Source organism: Candidatus Enterococcus testudinis, from assembly GCF_002140915.1.
Classification (GTDB): Bacteria; Bacillota; Bacilli; order Lactobacillales; family Enterococcaceae; genus Enterococcus_D; species Enterococcus_D testudinis.
This window is the reverse complement of record NZ_NGKU01000001.1, coordinates 1,628,814-1,648,769: the sequence shown is the minus strand read 5'-3', so window position 1 is coordinate 1,648,769 and position 19,956 is coordinate 1,628,814. Positions and strand designations below refer to the sequence as shown.

Below are 19,956 nucleotides of genomic sequence, written 5' to 3'. Positions count from 1 at the left end.
GAGGATTACATGCATGATTATCCAATCCGAACAAATCAGTTTAAAACATCTATTGACCGTAGAAGCATTATCTGATCGTGAGGTCATGGGACTCATCAGAAGGGGCCAAGCCTTTAAAAAAGGGGCCAAGTGGACGCCTCAGAAATCACAGTATTTTGCAACCAATCTGTTCTTTGAGAACAGTACCCGTACCCATAAGAGTTTTGATGTTGCCGAAAAGAAGATGGGTATCGAAGTCATCGAATTTGATGATTCCACCAGCTCCGTCCAAAAAGGAGAAACCCTCTACGACACGGTCTTGACGATGTCTGCAATTGGTGTGGACGTTGCGGTCATTCGTCATGGCGCAGAGCATTTCTATGACGAATTGATCCAAAGCAAGACGATCCAATGCAGTATCATCAATGGCGGTGACGGCAGTGGGCAGCATCCGAGCCAATGTTTGCTTGACTTAATGACGATTTATGAAGAATTTGGCCAGTTCACAGATTTAAAAGTAGCAATCGTTGGGGATATCACCCATTCGCGGGTGGCCAAGTCGAATATGCAACTGTTGAATCGTTTAGGCGCCCAAGTTTACTTCTCAGGACCAAAAGAATGGTATGACGAAGAGTTTGAAGTGTATGGACATTGGTTGCCTTTAGATGATTTGATCAGTACAGTCGATGTCATGATGATGCTGCGGGTGCAGCATGAACGGCATGACGGCAAAGAAAGTTTTTCTCAAGAAGCTTACTTGCAACAACATGGATTGACGGTCGAACGGGCAGCCAAAATGAAAGAAGGGGCGATCATTATGCATCCGGCGCCGGTCAACCGTGATGTGGAGTTAGCCGACGCCCTTGTGGAAAGTTTGCGCTCGCGTATCGTCACACAAATGGCAAATGGTGTGTATATGCGGATGGCGATTTTAGAAGCTGTACTCAATGGCAAAGCCTAAAAATAAGAATCGAACAATGATCAGAGGAGGAAGGAAACATGAAAACACTGATTAAGAATGGCCAGATCATCAAGAAAGGGAATCAATGTATCCCAGCAGCAATCTGGATTGAAGACGAAAAGATCAAAGGGATCGGCAGCGACTTTTCGGATATCGCATTCGACCAAGTGATCGATGCCCAAGGACAATTGATCACGCCAGGATTGGTGGATGTTCATGTTCACTTCAGAGAACCAGGATTTGAATATAAAGAAACGATTGAAACCGGTAGCCATGCAGCGGCGAGAGGCGGCTTCACAACGGTATGTGCCATGCCGAATCTCGATCCAGTACCGGATACCCCAGAAAAACTAAAGCAAGTTTATCAGAAAATTCAAACAGATGCAGTGGTCAATGTCTTGCAATACGCACCAATCACTGAAAATTTGCGCAGTGAAGTTTTGACAGACGCAGCTGCAATGAAAGAAGCAGGGGCCTTTGCCTTGACCAATGATGGCGTCGGTGTTCAGACCGCCGGGACCATGTATCTAGCGATGCAAGCTGCTGCAGAGAACGGTCTGGCATTAGTTGCTCACACCGAAGATGACTCCTTGTTGTTTGGCGGGGTGATGCACGCAGGGCAACGAGCAGAAGAACTCGGCTTACCCGGGATTTTAAGTATCACAGAAGCGTCACAGATCGCCAGAGATGTCTTACTGGCAGAAGCAACTGGCGCCCATTACCATGTCTGTCATGTCTCCACGAAAGAAAGTGTGCGGGTGATCCGCGATGCCAAAAAAGCTGGTATCCATGTGACAGCTGAAGTAGCCCCGCATCACTTATTATTGGTAGATGAAGATATTCCCGCCGATGAAGGTTTCTGGAAAATGAATCCGCCGTTGCGAGGCAAGGAAGATCGGCAAGCATTGATTGAAGGTCTTTTAGATGGCACAATCGATTGTATCGCAACAGACCATGCGCCTCATGGTTTGGAAGAAAAAAGTCAAAGTTTTTTAAAAGCACCATTCGGTATTGTTGGTTCAGAATATGCCTTCCAACTGCTATACACGCATTTTGTCAAAACCGAGCGCTTTACCTTGCAGCAATTGGTTGACTGGATGACTGCTAAACCAGCAGATGTCTTTGGACTAGATGCTGGTCGGTTGATTGTTGGTGCGCCGGCGGATCTGGCAATCTTTGATTTGGACACTGCCTATGCAGTCGATCCTAAAAACTTCCTGTCTAAAGGTGTGAATACACCGTTTGGCGGGTGGTCATTATATGGTGATACAAGTTATACATTCGTAAACGGTACGATAGTTTGGCAAAAAGGTGGGCGATAAAATGAAACGATGGTTGATTTTAGAAGACGGCACATATTTTGAAGGCGAGGGGTTTGGCGCCAACATCAACGTATATGGAGAAATCGTCTTTACAACAAGTATGACAGGTTATCAAGAAACGATCACAGACCAGAGTTTTAATGGACAGATCATTACCTTTACTTATCCAATGGTAGGTAACTACGGGGTCAATCGTGATGATTATGAATCGATTGCACCCACTTGTAAAGGGGTCGTTGTAAAAGAACATGCACGACGGGCCAGCAATTGGCGCAAACAACTGACATTAGATGAATTTTTGACCCGCAAAAACATTCCCGGTATTTCAGGAATCGATACCCGTGCCTTGACCCGGAAAATTCGGCAACACGGCACGATGAAAGCCAGTATCGTCGATGCCGGTGATCTTTTCGAACATGCCTATGACCAGCTGAAAGCGGCGGTTTTGCCTACCAACCAAGTGGCACAAGTCTCGACATCAAAACCCTATCCTAGTCCCGGTACTGGCAAAAATATCGTAGTTATCGATTATGGTTTGAAACACAGTATCTTGCGAGAGTTATCAAGAAGAAATTGCAACTTGACGATCTTGCCATACAATACAACTGCCCAAGAGATCTTGGATCTTGCACCAGATGGTGTGATGTTGACCAATGGACCAGGTGATCCAAAGAGTCTGCCGGAGGCAATCACGATGATCCAAGGGATCCAAGGAAAAGTGCCAATATTCGGTATTTGCTTAGGGCATCAACTGTTTGCCTTAGCAAACGGTGCGGATACTTACAAAATGAAATTTGGTCACCGAGGATTGAATCATCCAGTGCGAGAAATCGCCACAGGCCGTATCGATTTTACCTCACAGAATCACGGCTTTGCAGTTGCAGAAGCATCGATTGATACCGAAAAATTAATGATCACGCATGTGGAAGTCAACGATGGTACGATCGAAGGGGTCCGTCATCGCCGCTATCCGGCATTTAGTGTCCAGTATCACCCCGATGCGGCACCAGGCCCCCACGATGCTGTTCATTTATTTGATGAATTTTTAGAAATGATCGACGCTTGGAAGGAGCAGAACTAATATGCCAAAACGTACAGATATCAAAAAAATCATGGTTATCGGCTCTGGTCCCATTATCATCGGACAAGCTGCAGAATTTGATTATGCTGGCACGCAAGCCTGCTTAGCATTGAGAGAAGAAGGCTATGAAGTTGTCTTAGTCAATTCCAATCCAGCAACGATCATGACGGACAAAGAAATTGCCGATAAGGTCTATATTGAGCCAATCACATTTGAATTCGTGTCAAGAATCTTGCGCAAAGAACAACCAGATGCAATCTTGCCAACACTTGGCGGACAAACCGGATTGAATATGGCCATGGAATTAGCCAATTCAGGTATTCTTGATGAATTGAAGATTGAGCTTTTAGGAACCAAGTTATCAGCGATCGACCAAGCGGAAGACCGTGATTTGTTCAAGCAGCTGATGGAAGAATTGGCACAGCCAATCCCTGAGTCAGAGATCGTATCAACAGTCGAAGCAGCGGTGACCTTTGCCAAGAAAATCGGGTTCCCGATCATCGTGCGACCAGCCTTCACTTTAGGTGGTACTGGTGGCGGTATGTGTAATAACGAAGAGGAATTAAGACAAATCGCTGAGAACGGTTTGAAATTATCGCCAGTGACCCAATGTCTGATCGAGCGCAGTATTGCCGGTTTTAAAGAAATCGAATACGAAGTGATGCGAGATTCCGCAGACAATGCAATTGTGGTCTGCAACATGGAAAACTTTGATCCAGTCGGGATCCATACTGGCGATTCAATCGTTTTCGCACCAAGTCAAACCTTGTCTGACCATGAGTACCAAATGCTACGGGATGCCTCATTGAAAATCATTCGGGCATTGAAAATCGAAGGCGGCTGTAATGTTCAATTGGCATTAGATCCTCATAGCTTCAACTACTATGTGATCGAAGTCAACCCAAGGGTTTCACGTTCCTCTGCATTGGCAAGTAAAGCAACGGGCTATCCAATCGCCAAACTGGCAGCGAAAATCGCGGTTGGTTTGACCTTAGACGAGATGAAAAATCCAGTCACAGAAACCACCTATGCGGAATTCGAACCAGCATTAGACTATGTTGTTGCCAAAATTCCTCGTTGGCCTTTTGATAAGTTTGAAACTGGTGACCGGCGCTTAGGCACACAAATGAAAGCCACAGGCGAAGTCATGGCCATTGGCCGCAATATCGAAGAATCCTTATTAAAAGCGGTCCGTTCATTAGAAATCGGCACCAATCATATTGAAATCAAAGAATTGGCGGAGCTGTCTGACAATGATTTGATCGAAAAAGTGATCAAAGCCCAAGATGATCGCCTCTTCTATGTCATGGAAGCCATTCGTCGCGGCTATACGATCGAGGACTTACATGAAATGACGAAAATCGATCTCTTCTTCTTAGACAAGCTGCTGCATATCTTTGAAATCGAACAAGCACTGAGTGCCTCACCTGATGATCTGACTTTATTGAAGACAGCGAAGCAAAACGGCTTCACCGATCGAACGATTGCCGGGTTATGGCAGACAACAGAAGATTCAATCAGAACCACCCGTCAGGAAGCCAAAATCAATCCAGTCTATAAAATGGTCGATACGTGTGCGGCTGAATTCGAGTCAGCAACACCATACTTTTATAGTACTTATGAATTTGAAAATGAAAGCCATCGCAGTGAAAAAGAATCGGTATTGGTGTTAGGTTCAGGCCCAATCAGGATCGGTCAAGGGGTGGAGTTTGACTATGCGACTGTCCACTCAGTGAAAGCCATCCAAGCGGCTGGTTATGAAGCAATCATCATGAACAGCAATCCTGAAACCGTCTCGACGGACTTTTCAATCTCAGATAAGTTGTATTTTGAACCCTTAACACTAGAAGATGTCATGAATGTGATCGACTTAGAACAGCCAATAGGGGTCATCGTTCAATTTGGCGGACAAACAGCCATTAACTTAGCTGAACCACTAGCCAAACATGGGGTCAAGATTTTAGGGACTAGCATCGAGGATCTGGATCGTGCGGAAAATCGAGATTTGTTTGAACAGGCATTACAGGCACTGTCGATTCCGCAACCGCCGGGGGATACAGCAACGAATGAACAAGAAGCAATCGCCATTGCGGAAACGATTGGGTATCCAGTATTGGTGCGCCCAAGCTATGTCCTTGGCGGCCGCGCAATGGAAATCGTAGAAAACCAAGCAGATTTGCAAGACTATATGCGACATGCTGTCAAAGCATCTCCAGAACACCCAGTACTTGTCGACCGTTACTTGGTAGGAAAAGAATGTGAAGTGGATGCCATTTGTGACGGTGAAACTGTCTTGATTCCAGGAATTATGGAACATATCGAACGGGCCGGGGTCCATTCAGGAGACTCCATGGCCGTCTATCCACCGCAAAATCTATCAGATGAGATCATTGCAACGATCGAAGATTACACCAAACGGTTAGCGATCGGTCTGAACTGTGTCGGCGTGATGAACATCCAGTTTGTGATCCATGAGAACAAAGTCTATGTCATCGAAGTCAACCCACGGGCAAGTCGGACGGTGCCATTCTTAAGCAAAGTCACAGAGATCCCAATGGCCCAAATTGCGACAAAGGCGATTCTTGGCGAGAAAATCACAGATCTTGGCTATCATGATGGGTTATATCCGACACCAAATGAAGTCCATATCAAAGCACCGGTCTTCTCTTTTACAAAACTTTTAAAAGTCGATACCTACTTAGGCCCTGAAATGAAATCAACAGGAGAAGTGATGGGCTCAGACAAGAATTTGGCAAAAGCACTTTATAAAGCCTTTGAAGCAGCGGGTCTGCATATCCCAGAATTTGGCAGAGCACTGTTTACTGTCTCGGATGAAAGCAAGGAAGAAGCCGCTGCATTGGCTGCTAGATTCTTTGAAGTCGGCTTTACACTGCTAGCAACCAGCGGGACCGCTGACTACTTTGAAGCACAGGGCTTGCCTGTAACTAGAGTGGCCAAAATCTCTGATACAGATGCAGCTGAGCATGTTGTAGATTTGATCAGAAACGGTACGACCCAAGTTGTGGTCAACACCATGGATAAGGATCGGCAAAATACGACAGAAGATGGCTTCATTATTCGACGAGAAGCGGTGGAACATGGCGTCCCATTGTTTACGTCACTGGATACTGCCGATGCCATCTTGAAAGTGATGGAATCACGGAGTTTTTCAACAAAAGCAATATAACAGATAGGGGTTTGGCAAATGATGAAACAAGAAGACATGACGATCGTTGGACAACGGCAATTGGCACCACGGATTTTCGAAATGACACTGGCAGGCGCGTTGGTCGATCAAATGACCACGCCGGGTCAATTTCTGCATCTGAAAGTGCCGGATCAATCGTTGCTCTTACGACGGCCAATCAGTATCAATCAGGTAGATGTGGCGAAGCATGAATGCCGCATCATCTATCGGGTCGAAGGAGAGGGCACTGCTCGTTTTTCTGCCATGCAACCGGGGGATAGCCTCGATGTCATGGGGCCTTTGGGCAATGGTTTCCAGTTTCATCATTTGACACCAGGAGATACAGTATTTGTAGTTGGCGGCGGTATTGGTGTACCGCCTCTCTATGAATTATCAAAACAATTGCGGCAACAGCAAATCAATGTGATCCACTTCTTAGGATTTGCCAGTGCAGAAGTGATGTACTATGAAGATGAATTCAAACAATTAGGTGAGACACGGATCGCCACTGATGACGGCAGTTACGGTCTTCATGGCAATGTAGGCAATCTTTTAATGGCTGCGGCGCAAACGCCGGCGGCTGTCTTTGCATGCGGCAATAACGGCTTGCTGAAAACGGTCGCCCAGCTGTATGCGGATCTCGATGATGTGCAGCTATCGATGGAAGCCCGTATGGCATGCGGTATGGGGGCGTGTTATGCCTGTGTCTGTCATACCAAAGATGACGAAAATGGCGTCAAAAGCGTCAAGGTCTGTGATGAAGGACCAGTCTTTCAGGCGCGAAAGGTGGTTATTTAAAGATGGTGTTGCACGTAGAACTTCCGGGTTTGTCTTTGGCAAATCCAATCATGCCAGCCAGTGGCTGTTTCGGCTTTGGCGCAGAGTATGATCAGTATTATGATATTGGCCAATTGGGTGCGGTGATGATCAAAGCCACCACCCCTGAGCCTCGCTTTGGCAATCCGACACCACGGGTGGCAGAAACACCTAGTGGCATGCTGAATGCGATCGGTTTACAAAATCCTGGCTTGGATGCGGTCATGGGGCGCATTTTGCCGGAATTGGCTGAAAAACATCCGGCATTGCCGATCATCGCCAATGTAGCAGGATCGACTGTTGAGGACTATGTCACCGTCTGTCGGGAAATCAGTCAAGCGCCCAATGTTCAAGCAATCGAGTTGAATGTGTCTTGTCCCAATGTCAAACACGGCGGGATCACCTTCGGTACAGATCCAGCAACTGCGGGCGCCTTGACCGAAGCCGTCAAACAAGTGTCGGCGGTGCCAATCTATGTCAAGTTGTCTCCAAATGTCACCGATATCGTTCCAATCGCCAAGGCCATTGAAGCAGGCGGTGCAGATGGCTTCACGATGATCAATACATTGTTAGGGATGCGGATCGATCTCAAAACCAGAAAATCGATTCTTGCCAATCAGACCGGCGGATTATCTGGACCTGCGATCAAACCAGTAGCGATTCGGTTGATTCGACAGGTTGCCCAAGTATCCCGTCTGCCAATCATTGGCATGGGTGGGGTCATGACAGTGGATGATGTACTGGAAATGTTTCTAGCGGGTGCCCAAGCGGTGGCTGTAGGAACGGCTAATTTTTCAGATCCGTACATTTGTCCCAAACTGATTGATGCATTGCCCTTGCGGATGGCAGAACTGGGTATTTCATCACTGCAACAACTGATCAAAGAAGTCAGAGAGGAGCTTGATCAATGAGTCAACGACCGATTATTGCGTTAGATTTTCCGAACCGTCAAGCAATCGAAACATTTTTCAGTCATTTTCCAAAAGAAGAGTCTTTATTTGTCAAAGTTGGGATGGAGATCTTCTATCAAGAAGGGCCTTCGATCGTTGCTTGGTTAAAAGAACAAGGGCATGATGTCTTTCTGGACTTGAAACTGCACGATATTCCCAATACAGTGGAACGGGCGATGACCCGTCTGGCAGATTTAGGGGTTTCTTTGACCAATGTCCATGCAGCTGGCGGCGTTGAGATGATGGCGGCAGGTCTAGCTGGATTACAAAAAGGCACCCCTAGAGGTGAAAAGGTCCCTAATCTAATCGCGGTCACGCAATTGACCTCAACGAGTGAGGCCCAAATGCACCGAGACCAGCAAATTCTGACTTCCTTACAAGCAAGTGTCCTCCATTATGCCAAATGTGCGCAAACAGCCGGTTTGCAAGGTGTGGTTTGCTCGGCACATGAAGCAGAAATGATCAAAGCACAGACCAGTGAGACCTTCATTCGCTTGACACCAGGCATTCGTCCAGCCGGCAGCGCTGTGGGTGATCAAAAACGAGTGATGACACCGCAAAATGCCCGTCAAGCTGGCGCCACGATGATCGTCGTGGGCCGACCGATCACACAAGCTGCATCACCATATGAACGTTATCTTGCAATCAAAGAAGCATGGGAGGAACAATAATGCATACACAAGCCAAACAAATCGCCAAAGATTTATTAGCCATTGAGGCAATCTTTTTACGACCAAACGAGCCTTTCACTTGGGCTAGCGGTATCAAGAGCCCCATTTATTGCGACAATCGTATCACTATGAGTTATCCGCGCGTCAGACAAGCAATTGCCCAAGGATTAGCTGAAAAAATCAAAAGCGATTTTCCAGATGTGGCAGTGATCGCAGGGACTGCGACTGCCGGCATTCCCCATGCAGCATGGGTCGCTGAATTGCTGGACTTGCCAATGGTCTATATCCGCAGTCAAGCCAAAGCCCACGGCAAAGGCAATCAAATCGAAGGGCGGATCACAGCCGGTCAAAAAATGGTCGTGATCGAAGATCTTCTATCAACAGGCGGCAGTGTGCTGGAAGCCTGTGCTGCGGCTGCACGTGAAGGCGCAGATGTCCTAGGGGTCGCTGCGATTTTCACCTATGAATTGCCGCAAGTTGCCGCAAATTTCGCGGCCGCTGATTTGCCTTATGTGACATTGACCAATTATTCAACCTTGATCGAAGTTGCACTGGAGAATGGAACGATCCAACAATCAGATGTCGAAGTCTTGAAAGAATGGCGCCAATCGCCAGCAACGTGGTTAGCAGAATAAAGCAAAACGAAACGAATGGTTTACAGACATGTGTAAGCATATTCGTTTTCATTTTGTCTGATTTCTGATAGCATGGGGAGAAAGTTTTCTTAGCGTAAACTTTACAATCACGATTCGCTTGACATAGGAGGCTGTTTGTTTGAAAAGAAATATGGATGTTCCCTGGAGTTATTCAGGCGATAATGGACCCGAGCATTGGCATACACTGTGCGATTGGTACGCGGAAGGGGCTCAATTCCCGCTGCAATCACCAATTGCGTTGGTCCATGACGAAACAGAAGAACCAATCGATCAAGATTTGGCATTTCATTATAGACGCGAGCAATTTACAGAAAAAGAATTTAAAAATACGATCCACTTTGTTCCCTTTGATAAAGAAAGTTATGTGACCTTTCAAGGGGTAGATTATCATTTGACTGATATCCATTTTCACATGCCCTCAGAACATATCATCGATGACGAACAGCAAGAGCTGGAATTTCACTTGGTGCATATGAACGAAGAAGGCCAGAACTTGGTTGTCGGTATCTTGTTCCGCTTGACAGATAAACTGAATTGGATCTGTAATGCCCAAGACGACAGCATTTGGGACTTTGAAAACCATGTGCAATGGTTTGATCCAAGTATGTTCTTGCCAGAACGAACCCACCATTTTCACTACGTGGGCTCACTAACGACGCCACCCACCAAAGGACCAATCAATTGGTTCGTTTTTGATTGGGTCGGCGAAATGAGTCGCAAATTCATCCAAGAATTCCGCGAGGAAGTTTTGGAAAACAACAATCGACCTTTACAAGACCGTAAAGAACGGCCGATTTATTTCTATTGAGATTCAAAAATGGGTCCTTTTAAAACTAAATGGATACGAGAAACCAGTGCGATGAGAAAATGGCACTGGTTTTTTTGTGTGCAAGATATTATGCATTTTAAAGGATTCCTTATGAATAGACGGAAAGCTCAAATGGATATATATCTTGAGCAGGAAGAATGGCAATATTCTAGAAAAACGAGACACATTTACTATAATTATCTAGATGTGTATAAGAGACAGGTATGAAACGAATGGAGGATACACATGAAACTGTCTCTTATACACATCTAGATGTGTATAAGAGACAGATATAAGATAACTTATCTAAATATTCAAACTATATAATAAATGTATCAATGAGATATAGTATGTTTTAGTGATATTTTCAGTATGAAACGAATGGAGGATACACATGAAAAGATATTTTTCATTTGCCTTTCTCTGTCTCTGTTTACTTGTCAGTCTTATTTTTCTTCTGACAAATAAAGAGAAGCAAGAAGCGCCACAGGATAAGGAAGAGGAGTTCTTTACAGCAATCGATTCAGAAGTCAACAATGCCTTCATGACAGTAGATGAATATGTACGCAATACTTTGAAAATATATCTCAAGGACAAATCGGCTGCGTCCGTGTCTCCGTTATCCAATGAGGGTGTGTCGGGAGATGTAATCCAATCACGTATTATTTATGAGCAATTTGCTTATGGATTAGGCATAGATTTAGAAAATGATTCTTACCACAGTGAAGATGGACTAGGCTATTATGACAATTACAAGTATAAATTTCTTGCTGAAGCGGAAGGTTTTTACGCGATACCTTTGTATATTTTGATTGAAGGAGATCTATCTCAGAAAACATTTTCTTATCAAGCAACATCGGTCTATGATCAACTACCATTAGACCTGTGGGATATTTATACCGAAACACCATTCTTTGATCAAGCAAACAATCTAACCAAATGGTTGGTTGTCTTCAAGTATCCCTTTGATCACCCATTGCCACCTGAAAAAATGGAGGTGTCCTTGATTCTAGATGCTATCGTGTAGCAAACAACAATAGAAAGGATCGTTATGAAAAGACTGAAACAACATTTACTGCCAGGGGCGATTGTTACTATTAGTTTTCTGCTGCTGCTTTTGATGAGTACAATGATTCAATCACAACTGGCATTTTTTTCTACCTACCAGAATATTTATGATAAGTCCATTGCTAAAATAGAGGTTCAAGGCCTACAATTCGATGCAAAGAGAATGAAGCAAGTATTGGATGATGTTCTTGATGATACGAGTATTGTTGAGTTTTATTTACCTAGGTACAACGCAAAAGCTTCGTTGACAATGATCTATCCTCAAGAAGCAATCCCGCAATTCAATGAGTTAAAAAAAACAGCTGATGTCCCTCATTATTTGATTGCAGGGAAAGAGGCTTATCCATCAGTTGCGAAAGACATACGCAACCAGCAACTGTCTATTTATGATACGCCCTTTGACGTCACCGATATACTGCCTCAATCACCTTATGATCATCATTTGGTTCTGTTTTCTGATATGTTGTTCACAGATGCACGTGTCCAATCCAACATCACTTCGATTACCGTCCGCAGTGAAAGTTACGAAAAAGCCCAGACACAATTGTATGAGATTTTGTCCGTGATCGATGAGCGTCTTTATATTGGTCAAATGAGTGAACAGTCAAGTAGCTTAAGTCAGCAAGATATTTCGCAAATCTTAGCAGAATATCGTCAGTTATTCTTACTATTGGTCCTTGTCATCGTGCTTTGTATGGGCATCCATTACTATCAACGTTTTGATTTGTGGCGAATGGAATTTGCGGTCAGGAAAATGATCGGCGCCCATACAATTCAGTTAGTGATCGATACCTTTAAGAAGTTCTTATTTTTGAGCGCTGCTTCCTTTATTGCGGCATTAGTGATTTACTTCGGCACGATCAGTCTGTTTCCTTGGATCATGCCTTTGACATTGCTTCAACGTTGGTGGGCATTGTTCCACATTTTCGTGTTATTCGTCGGACTATTGGTTGTCTTTTTGCTCCTTTCTATCCTATATGTCAGAAAAGTCAGTGTTACGGCGATGTTTATGGAGGTGGATGAATGAGAAGAATGACTTATGTCCTGACAGAGATGGGGGTGCATCTATGGTTGAAAGGTGCGATGGTCGTCATGACCGCCCTTGTTATCATGAGCAGCATCCAGTTCTTTCAAGCCTATGAAACATACCTTGCACATACACAAGCCCTCACCAAAAACTTTGGTTCTGATTCCTCGATCCGTTTGGTAGATGTTTCAACTGACTTCATTTCTCCAAAGGATACCTTGGCTATTATCGAAGAAGGAAAAGCGCTGTTCGGGGAGGATATTTATTACTATTTGCAAGGTGGAGATTATTTTGCAGATGCTGATGCCTTTATATTCTCTGAGTCATCAATGCCTATAGAAAATCAATTTGGACAGCCATTGGTTCAACCACAGCTGATGATCATGAATCAAGCGTTGGTAGAGAAAGCCGCATTTCATCTTTCCAGTGGACATCAATTGGATGATACCGATTTTGCCGTTCAAGGAAACGGGATTCTGCTGGGTGCGGATTATCAAGAAGGCTATCAGATAGGTGATGACTTTCTATTGCAGACGTATGAGGACGTTGATGATGAAGGTTTAGTCATCACTGTGGAACGTTCATATACAGTAAAAGGCTTTTTGACCGACAATCATGCGTTACAGAATTTCTGGCAAGGCATGACGGAAGAAATCATACTAGATAAGATGATTGTGATGCCGTTAACGGAAGACATGGTTCAATCCAATAGTCCGACTCTAGCTGTACAAATGATGGGCTTTTTTTATATGTTGCCTGCTGAGGCAGAAAAGAAGCTCGATTATTTAGCCACCGCAGAAGCGGTAAAAGAAATCGGACTTTCTCACGGGTATCTATCTTTTATCAATGATCGAACTAGTTATGATTATGAGATCAATATGTATCGTTCTTTGTATCGTAACCAACTGCTTTTGTTACTGTTGCTGCTTGTTTTTGCAACTGTACAAACAGGGATGATCGTTCATTTTAGTTATAAAAAACGTCTATCAGCCTATGATGCATATTTCTCAATAGGTTCAACAAAAACAGAGATTTTTATGATACTCATTACAGGTTATTTGCTGCTATTTGTTGTGGCTTGGGCACTGCTGTCTATTCTGGCTCAAACATTTCTAAATGAAGAATGGTTGTTGCGCCAGATAGTCGTTGGTACACTAAGTTATTTCGCAATCTATTTATTGATTGTCTTGATCGTCTTGTACTTTCATTGTTTCCCACGAAAGAAGACTGGAGGGATAAGTCTTGGGGAAGGAGGAAATCAGCATGATTGATTTAACGAATGTAAAGAAAACTTATCAAACGGGAGAGGCGGTATGTACAGCTCTTGATTTACCACACTTTCATTGTGATCAAGGAGAATTGATCGCCATTATCGGTGAATCTGGCAGTGGAAAAACGACCTTATTAAGAATATTAGGCTTATTGGACCAGTTTGATAAAGGCAGTTATCAAATCAAACACCTGAAAGCAGAAGACCTGAATAACAAACAACAAGCACAACTAAGAAATCAGACGATTGGGTTTGTTTTACAGCATTTTGGTCTGATTCATGATTACACTGTCAAAGAAAATATTTTGATGCCAACAAAATACTTACCACGAAAGATCAGAAAAGCAAAAGCCCTAAAACTACAGGCACTGTGTTTGTCTTTGAATATTCAAGATCAACTGAAGAAATACCCCAATCAGCTTTCTCGTGGTCAGCAACAGCGTGTAGCCATTGCACGCGCGTTGATCAATGAACCTGACATTCTTTTAGCAGATGAACCTACCGGTAATCTAGACTCTTTGAATAGCCAGATAGTCTTAGATATCTTATTAGCAGAACACCGAAAGGGCAAAACCGTGATAATCGTCACCCATGAACAGTCGATTGCAGATGCTTGTGATCGTCAAGTATTGATGCGGGATGGGAAGTTAAGTGAAGAGGGAATGCCTTGAAGTCGCGCATGTATTGGTCAGGAATCAGTATCGGTCTGGTTTGTCTATATCTCGTTTTCAGCATTTATTGTATCAGTTTCTCTATGCAGAACAGCTACATTGGGATTCGAGGGCGGCTTCAAGAAAATGATTGGCTCGTGCAACGCATTTATAGTGGTGGTTTAGCGGAAGCGGTAGATGTCCGAGTAGGAGATAAAATCCTCCTGATTGATTCACTTCCTGCAGCTCAACACCAACCATTGTCAAATTGGCTAGTAGCAGAACAATTGGAAGCAATGACGATAGAAAGAAATGGCCGTCTGCTGCAAGTCGTTTTTCCAATGAATGGATCTCTGGACAGCGGGTTTGTTTCTTTGTTTCTGTTAAGTCTTGGACTGATGCTATTTCTGGTCATTTTTTATCGCCGACAGATCTACACAGGAACTTCTGAATTGTTTTATTTTTGCATCGCAACAGCGGCATTTGTTTTGTTGGCGGTTTACCCTTCGAGTCTTGGGGATGCTCTTTCACGACTCGTTGTGATCGCGGGACTTTCTTTGTTTCCTATATATGGACAATCCTATATAAGCCAAGGGCAAACAGCTGCAAATCAACATCGCCTCATGCGAGGGCTATGGTTGATTGCGCTGCTGCATGTTCTTTTTGGTGTAAGCGTATGTATTTTCGCAATGCCAAATGTCATCAATGAATATCTATCTGTTGGTTTTATTATGGTGTTGTTAGGAATCATGGGCATGCAATGTACTTTTTTCATGCGGCAAAAACAGAAGAGACGGTCGTCTGCCGTTCAAATGACAAAAATCAATATTCCATTAGTTACCATTGTTTGTCTGGCGCCATTGTTCTTTTTCTATGGTTATCCGAAGCTATCTACAGCACCTTATGCGGTTTTATTATTGTTCTTACTGTTGCCACTCTTTTGTATTTTTCACTATTTGACGGTTCAGCGTGTCTTAAAATTTCGTTATCGATTGAGTAGGGAGATGATTCTTATGCTTTTGACAGCAATCATTTCCTTGATTGTTTTTGCAAGTATGGAATTGGTTGCTTTTGTTCCAGCTGCAATCGTCAAGTTATATATCGTCATTTTGATTTATACATTACTGCCGATTTTTGATGAGCTTATGTTTTTAGCAAACGGCAGAAAACAAGAGAACCATTCTTTTGATATTTTTTTAGCCGTTGAACTGGAACGAGAAACGATTGCTACCTTTATCCATGATCAAGTGATTCAAGATATGATTCATCTGATCCGAAGTACCGAAGCAAATCAGGCAATCACTACAAAAGAAATTCAATTTCATTTGGAAGAAACAATCTATGATTTGCGAGAACTGTGTTCAGATATTTATCCGCTGCTTTTGAAAGAGGTGGGTTTGGCACAAACAGTAAAGGAAATCATCCTTCAATTTGAACAACGATTTCCGGTTTCGATTCATTTCGCATTCGATGAACGTCTTGTATCAGAATCGGCAGCGGTGAATATTTTTATTTTACGTTCAATCAAAGAGTTGATCAATAATAGTATTTTACATGGGCAGGCAACGGAAATCACGATAACCAATTATCGGGAGGAACAAAATATGGTCATCGAAGTGATTGATAATGGCGTATTTGATGGGAAAATTGAGACCAATCATCTTCATTTTGGCTTGCATGTGATCAGAGAGAAAATTACATTATTGGCTGGGGAGTTGGAGATGAAATCAGAACCGACAACGATTCGTTTGAAAATACCGCAAGCACTTCTGAAAGGAGACTTTCCATGAACACAACCATCGCCTTGTTAGATGATCATCAAATGGTGCTGGAAGGCATACACCAAACTTTGCAATCAGAAAGGTCATTTGATGTCCTTGCTGCTTTTACCGATCCAGAGGAATGTGTGTCATTCATAAAAATGAATGCAGTCGATGTCGTCATAATGGATATGAGGCTAAAAAAATGCCACGCCTTCGATTTGGTGCCCGTTATACAAGAGATCTCCAATCCACCTAAAATCATCTTGATTTCTGGATTTTATGAACCGCTTTTACACAAACGGGCATTGTCTTTGAGGGTGCAAGCGTTTATGCGAAAAGAAGCTTCTCATGAAGAATTGATCAATACAATCAAGAGTGTCAAAGATGGGAATCGAATTGTTCCGGATACTTTATTGCAGAAAAACGATGAATTTTTGACCCAGACAGAATTAAACGTATTGCATTTTGTGGCCAAAGAGTATACCAATGAAAATATTGCCCAAGCACTTTTTATCAGTCGCCGTACTGTTGAAAGTCATGTGTCGTCTATCTGCAATAAATTGCAAGTTCAGACACGGATCGGGGCAGTTAGAGAAGGAATCAAATTGAATTTGATCAAATGAGGAACCCCGCACAAAAACATTCGGATGTTACGGATGTTTTTTTCTTTGTGGTTTTTTATGCTTAGAACAACACAAATTATCATATCGAAGGAGCGGACAAATGATTGAATTGAAAAACATCACCAAATTGTACGGAGAAGGGGGCCGGAAAGTGATCGCTTTGAACAACGTAAATGTTAAGATCGAAGCAGGTGCATTTACAGTGATTCTTGGCCCTTCTGGATCAGGAAAAAGCACCTTATTGAATTTGTTAGGGGGCATGGACAGAGCAAGCCAAGGAACAATGTCGATCAATGGGACAGATGTCACTGATTATGATGACCATGCATTATCGATCTATCGACGAGATGTTGTGGGCTTTGTCTTTCAATTTTATAATTTGATTCCTAGTTTGACAGCGTTAGAGAACGTCGGAATTGCAGGTCAATTACACCATCATGGGCACAATGCCACAGTTTACTTAGAAGAGGTTGGCTTAACACATCGCAAAAACAACTTTCCAGCCCAACTCTCAGGGGGAGAAATGCAGCGTGTATCGATTGCCCGTGCCCTAGCAAAAGAACCAAAGCTGTTGCTTTGTGATGAACCAATGGGTGCTTTAGATTCAAAAACAGGTGATAAGATCCTTCTTTTGTTGAAAGCTGCAGCCAAAAAGTCGAAAACTGCTGTAGTTATGGTCACACATAATGCAGAGTTTGCTGCGTTTGCCGATAAAGTGATTCGGTTACATGATGGAAAAATCGTGTCAATCGATGAAAAAGAGAAGAGGGTTTGAGATGAAGTATTTGCTGATTAAGTTATTTCGTGACCTGAAGCGAAATTGGACGCAGTTTTTTTCAGTGTTCTTCATGGCATTTCTTAGTGTTCTGGTTTTTGTTGGTTTGCAAGGTGTTTGGGGAGGTTTAGATAAGACATTACAGTCATTTATCTCTGAACAAGGATTAGCAGATGCATGGTTGTATAGCACTGGTTTTACGGAAGCGGACGTTGTTGAGATCAAAGGGGTAGCTGGGGTAACGGATGTATCTGAAATGTACAGCATTGATGTGCAAGATACTACCGATGGAGGGAAAGAAAAAAACATCGCGATTCGGAGCTTTGAAGCAGATGCGCATACATCTCCTTATCTGGTAGAGGGTGAAATGCTCCACTCTGAATCAGGATTTATCTGGTTGAATCAAGCGTATGGAGAAGCCAATCAGCTTGGTGTGAACGATGTGATTCAAGTCACCCTATCAGAAAATGAAGTAGACTTGACGATTGCTGGCTTCATTTTATCCTCAGATAGGATATATTTTACGGGTACACAAGAGTTTATTGCACCGAATGCGCTGCAATATGGATATGGTCTGGTATCTACGGAAACAATCGAACATCAGCTGGGATATAAGGGATTGCCAAATGTCCTAGAGATACAAGGTGTCAGTCATTCTCTTCGCATTGAAAGCGAAAAGATTTTAGGTGAACGGCACATCGCTTACTATGACCATGACACGCTAAATGAAGTCTCCGAAGCGTTTGACCGAGTGGATCAGATTCGTAATCTCTCCTTTATGTTTTCTTTTATCTTTATACTATTGGCCATTTTGGCCATGTATACGACAATCAAGCGCTTGATTGATACACAATCAAAGGAAATTGCGGTTTTGCAGGCACTGGGGTTTTCTAATCGTCAAGTTGGCGCACATTATGCGAGCTATGGGTTTCTGATTGGTGGATTTGGGGTGCTCTGCGGAATCTGTATTTCTCCACTATTATCAAATTTTGTTTTGGATACGCAAAAAGCAATGTTGGCTATGCCTAATTGGCGAGTTTCGTATAATTATCTATCCTTGCTTGTTTGTCTGTTGGTCCTGTTGATTTGTACACTGGCTGCTTTTCTGGCCTCTCGTAAAGCCCATAGTGGATTGCCTGCTGATTTCCTTAAAGGTGGGAATGAAAAACGAATAAGAAAAACAGTTTTAGAAAAATCAGAAAAAATATGGGAGAAAGTAAGCTATGAAAGCCGTTGGGGCATCCGAGATGCATCAATGAATAAGACGCGTATTTTAATGGGGATCATTGGTGTAGCTGGCGGGATGATGCTGATCATGGCAGGATTGGGTATGCCAGAGTCTATTCAGACATTGGTAGACAAAGCTTATCAAGAAGATTTCACCTACGATTATCGTTTGAATACCAACCAAATGGATCTCTTAGAAGAATCGTTCGAAGGACAAGCTGTTCAAATCTTACCTGCACGCTATTCTCCTGATGATGGTCACAACCGATTATTAATGATCATTGATGAGGGAGACTTTATTCATATGCAAACCCATGAAGGAGAACAAATCAACCATGGAGGAATTTATTTAACGGAGGGATTTGCTACACGTGCAAATCTTGAAAAAGGGAATATGATTGATGTTTATCCAGCTTTTCATGATCAAGCCTTTTCATTTGAAATTAAGGGGATCATTACGAGTGAAACCAATCAAGGAGCCTATTTATTATCAGAAACTTGGGAAGAGGCAGGCGGAGTATTTACACCGCACACGTTACTTGTTGATGACCAAGTGACATTGTCAGACATTGAATCCACAGAAATGGTGACTTCTAGTATCGCTATTTCTGATCAGAAACAAAATGCGTATGACTTTGTGGCTAGTCTAGATGGTATATTCAGTATGATCATTGCTTTTGCCGTGGTGCTAGTCATTGTTGTTTTATACAATTTAGGGACATTGAATTTTGTCGAGCGTACTAGAGATTATACGACCCTCAGTGTGCTAGGTTTTAGTAAGAAAGAACTCAGACGTATCACGATGATTGAGAACGTTGTTACTACTAGTATTGGTTGGTTGATTGGTATCCCAGCAGGCGCATGGTTTCTAGGACAATATGTGCAAACTTTTTCAACGATACAGATTGATTATACACCTTATTTAAGTGTGAGAAATGTTGCAATTGCTTCGATTATTGTTTGGGTTTGTTCTTTAAGTACCACATTTTTTGTTAGTCAAAGAATAAAAAAATTAAACTTTGTTGAATCACTAAAAAATATTGATTAATTTGAACGGTAATTTTTTGTATTGGAGTTATTTGAAAACTAAGAATGAATTTAATATGCTAACAACATCTGATA

Annotated in this window: 17 protein-coding genes; all 17 read left to right on the top strand. The window is 43.0% G+C overall.

The window, feature by feature from the left end; all coding sequences use genetic code 11:
• Positions 1-13 precede the first annotated feature (13 nt).
• Entirely contained in the window at positions 14-940 is a 927-nt protein-coding gene (locus tag A5886_RS07815; RefSeq protein WP_086274434.1) for an aspartate carbamoyltransferase catalytic subunit, read from the top strand.
• A gap of 38 nt (positions 941-978) precedes the next feature.
• Positions 979-2,262 carry a dihydroorotase gene (gene pyrC / locus A5886_RS07810; protein WP_086274433.1) on the top strand — a complete coding sequence of 428 codons (1,284 nt, stop codon included), beginning with the start codon at positions 979-981 and terminating at the stop codon, positions 2,260-2,262.
• A 1-nt stretch (position 2,263) separates the two neighbouring features.
• Positions 2,264-3,343: a carbamoyl phosphate synthase small subunit gene (locus A5886_RS07805; RefSeq protein WP_086274432.1), complete on the top strand. Its 1,080-nt coding sequence runs from the start codon at positions 2,264-2,266 to the stop codon at positions 3,341-3,343.
• A gap of 1 nt (position 3,344) precedes the next feature.
• Positions 3,345-6,530, top strand: coding sequence for a carbamoyl-phosphate synthase large subunit (carB, locus tag A5886_RS07800; RefSeq protein WP_086274431.1), 3,186 nt, complete (start codon positions 3,345-3,347; stop codon positions 6,528-6,530).
• A gap of 21 nt (positions 6,531-6,551) precedes the next feature.
• Positions 6,552-7,328, top strand: a complete 777-nt coding sequence (locus A5886_RS07795; RefSeq protein ID WP_086276019.1) for a dihydroorotate dehydrogenase electron transfer subunit — start codon at positions 6,552-6,554, stop codon at positions 7,326-7,328.
• Positions 7,329-7,330: 2 nt separating this feature from the next.
• On the top strand, positions 7,331-8,257 hold the full coding sequence (locus A5886_RS07790) for a dihydroorotate dehydrogenase (RefSeq protein ID WP_086274430.1): 927 nt from the start codon (positions 7,331-7,333) through the stop codon (positions 8,255-8,257).
• The gene (pyrF, locus tag A5886_RS07785) at positions 8,254-8,967 is read left to right on the top strand and encodes an orotidine-5'-phosphate decarboxylase (protein WP_086274429.1); all 714 of its coding nucleotides are present in this window, start codon (positions 8,254-8,256) and stop codon (positions 8,965-8,967) included. The genes A5886_RS07790 and pyrF overlap by 4 nt, the downstream gene beginning before the upstream one ends.
• The gene (pyrE, locus tag A5886_RS07780; protein WP_086274428.1) at positions 8,967-9,602 is read left to right on the top strand and encodes an orotate phosphoribosyltransferase; all 636 of its coding nucleotides are present in this window, start codon (positions 8,967-8,969) and stop codon (positions 9,600-9,602) included. The genes pyrF and pyrE overlap by 1 nt, the downstream gene beginning before the upstream one ends.
• Positions 9,603-9,753: 151 nt before the next feature.
• Positions 9,754-10,431 (top strand): carbonic anhydrase family protein, encoded by a 678-nt coding sequence (locus A5886_RS07775; protein ID WP_086276018.1) that lies wholly within the window; start codon positions 9,754-9,756, stop codon positions 10,429-10,431.
• A 394-nt stretch (positions 10,432-10,825) separates the two neighbouring features.
• The gene (locus A5886_RS07765; RefSeq protein WP_086274426.1) at positions 10,826-11,458 is read left to right on the top strand and encodes a hypothetical protein; all 633 of its coding nucleotides are present in this window, start codon (positions 10,826-10,828) and stop codon (positions 11,456-11,458) included.
• A gap of 24 nt (positions 11,459-11,482) precedes the next feature.
• A complete protein-coding gene (locus A5886_RS07760; RefSeq protein ID WP_086274425.1) occupies positions 11,483-12,526 on the top strand; it encodes a hypothetical protein in 1,044 nt (347 codons plus the stop codon).
• Positions 12,523-13,797: a hypothetical protein gene (locus A5886_RS07755; protein WP_086274424.1), complete on the top strand. Its 1,275-nt coding sequence runs from the start codon at positions 12,523-12,525 to the stop codon at positions 13,795-13,797. The genes A5886_RS07760 and A5886_RS07755 overlap by 4 nt, the downstream gene beginning before the upstream one ends.
• Entirely contained in the window at positions 13,790-14,467 is a 678-nt protein-coding gene (locus A5886_RS07750) for an ABC transporter ATP-binding protein (RefSeq protein WP_086274423.1), read from the top strand. Before A5886_RS07755 ends, A5886_RS07750 begins: the two co-directional genes overlap by 8 nt.
• Positions 14,464-16,236, top strand: a complete 1,773-nt coding sequence (locus tag A5886_RS07745) for a sensor histidine kinase (RefSeq protein WP_086274422.1) — start codon at positions 14,464-14,466, stop codon at positions 16,234-16,236. The genes A5886_RS07750 and A5886_RS07745 overlap by 4 nt, the downstream gene beginning before the upstream one ends.
• Complete coding sequence (locus A5886_RS07740; RefSeq protein WP_086274421.1) at positions 16,233-16,832, top strand: response regulator transcription factor; 600 nt, start codon at positions 16,233-16,235, stop codon at positions 16,830-16,832. The genes A5886_RS07745 and A5886_RS07740 overlap by 4 nt, the downstream gene beginning before the upstream one ends.
• 100 nt (positions 16,833-16,932) lie before the next feature.
• Positions 16,933-17,607 (top strand): ABC transporter ATP-binding protein, encoded by a 675-nt coding sequence (locus tag A5886_RS07735; RefSeq protein ID WP_086274420.1) that lies wholly within the window; start codon positions 16,933-16,935, stop codon positions 17,605-17,607.
• Position 17,608: 1 nt separating this feature from the next.
• Positions 17,609-19,882 (top strand): ABC transporter permease, encoded by a 2,274-nt coding sequence (locus tag A5886_RS07730; RefSeq protein WP_086274419.1) that lies wholly within the window; start codon positions 17,609-17,611, stop codon positions 19,880-19,882.
• The last annotated feature ends 74 nt before the right edge of the window (positions 19,883-19,956 follow it).

Bases quoted from the DNA above. Each gene is read 5' to 3' on its own strand.
- A5886_RS07815 (WP_086274434.1), top strand. From the start codon at position 14: ATGATTATCCAATCCGAACAAATCAGTTTAAAACATCTATTGACCGTA.
- pyrC (WP_086274433.1), top strand. From the start codon at position 979: ATGAAAACACTGATTAAGAATGGCCAGATCATCAAGAAAGGGAATCAA.
- A5886_RS07805 (WP_086274432.1), top strand. From the start codon at position 2,264: ATGAAACGATGGTTGATTTTAGAAGACGGCACATATTTTGAAGGCGAG.
- carB (WP_086274431.1), top strand. From the start codon at position 3,345: ATGCCAAAACGTACAGATATCAAAAAAATCATGGTTATCGGCTCTGGT.
- A5886_RS07795 (WP_086276019.1), top strand. From the start codon at position 6,552: ATGAAACAAGAAGACATGACGATCGTTGGACAACGGCAATTGGCACCA.
- A5886_RS07790 (WP_086274430.1), top strand. From the start codon at position 7,331: ATGGTGTTGCACGTAGAACTTCCGGGTTTGTCTTTGGCAAATCCAATC.
- pyrF (WP_086274429.1), top strand. From the start codon at position 8,254: ATGAGTCAACGACCGATTATTGCGTTAGATTTTCCGAACCGTCAAGCA.
- pyrE (WP_086274428.1), top strand. From the start codon at position 8,967: ATGCATACACAAGCCAAACAAATCGCCAAAGATTTATTAGCCATTGAG.
- A5886_RS07775 (WP_086276018.1), top strand. From the start codon at position 9,754: ATGGATGTTCCCTGGAGTTATTCAGGCGATAATGGACCCGAGCATTGG.
- A5886_RS07765 (WP_086274426.1), top strand. From the start codon at position 10,826: ATGAAAAGATATTTTTCATTTGCCTTTCTCTGTCTCTGTTTACTTGTC.
- A5886_RS07760 (WP_086274425.1), top strand. From the start codon at position 11,483: ATGAAAAGACTGAAACAACATTTACTGCCAGGGGCGATTGTTACTATT.
- A5886_RS07755 (WP_086274424.1), top strand. From the start codon at position 12,523: ATGAGAAGAATGACTTATGTCCTGACAGAGATGGGGGTGCATCTATGG.
- A5886_RS07750 (WP_086274423.1), top strand. From the start codon at position 13,790: ATGATTGATTTAACGAATGTAAAGAAAACTTATCAAACGGGAGAGGCG.
- A5886_RS07740 (WP_086274421.1), top strand. From the start codon at position 16,233: ATGAACACAACCATCGCCTTGTTAGATGATCATCAAATGGTGCTGGAA.
- A5886_RS07735 (WP_086274420.1), top strand. From the start codon at position 16,933: ATGATTGAATTGAAAAACATCACCAAATTGTACGGAGAAGGGGGCCGG.
- A5886_RS07730 (WP_086274419.1), top strand. From the start codon at position 17,609: ATGAAGTATTTGCTGATTAAGTTATTTCGTGACCTGAAGCGAAATTGG.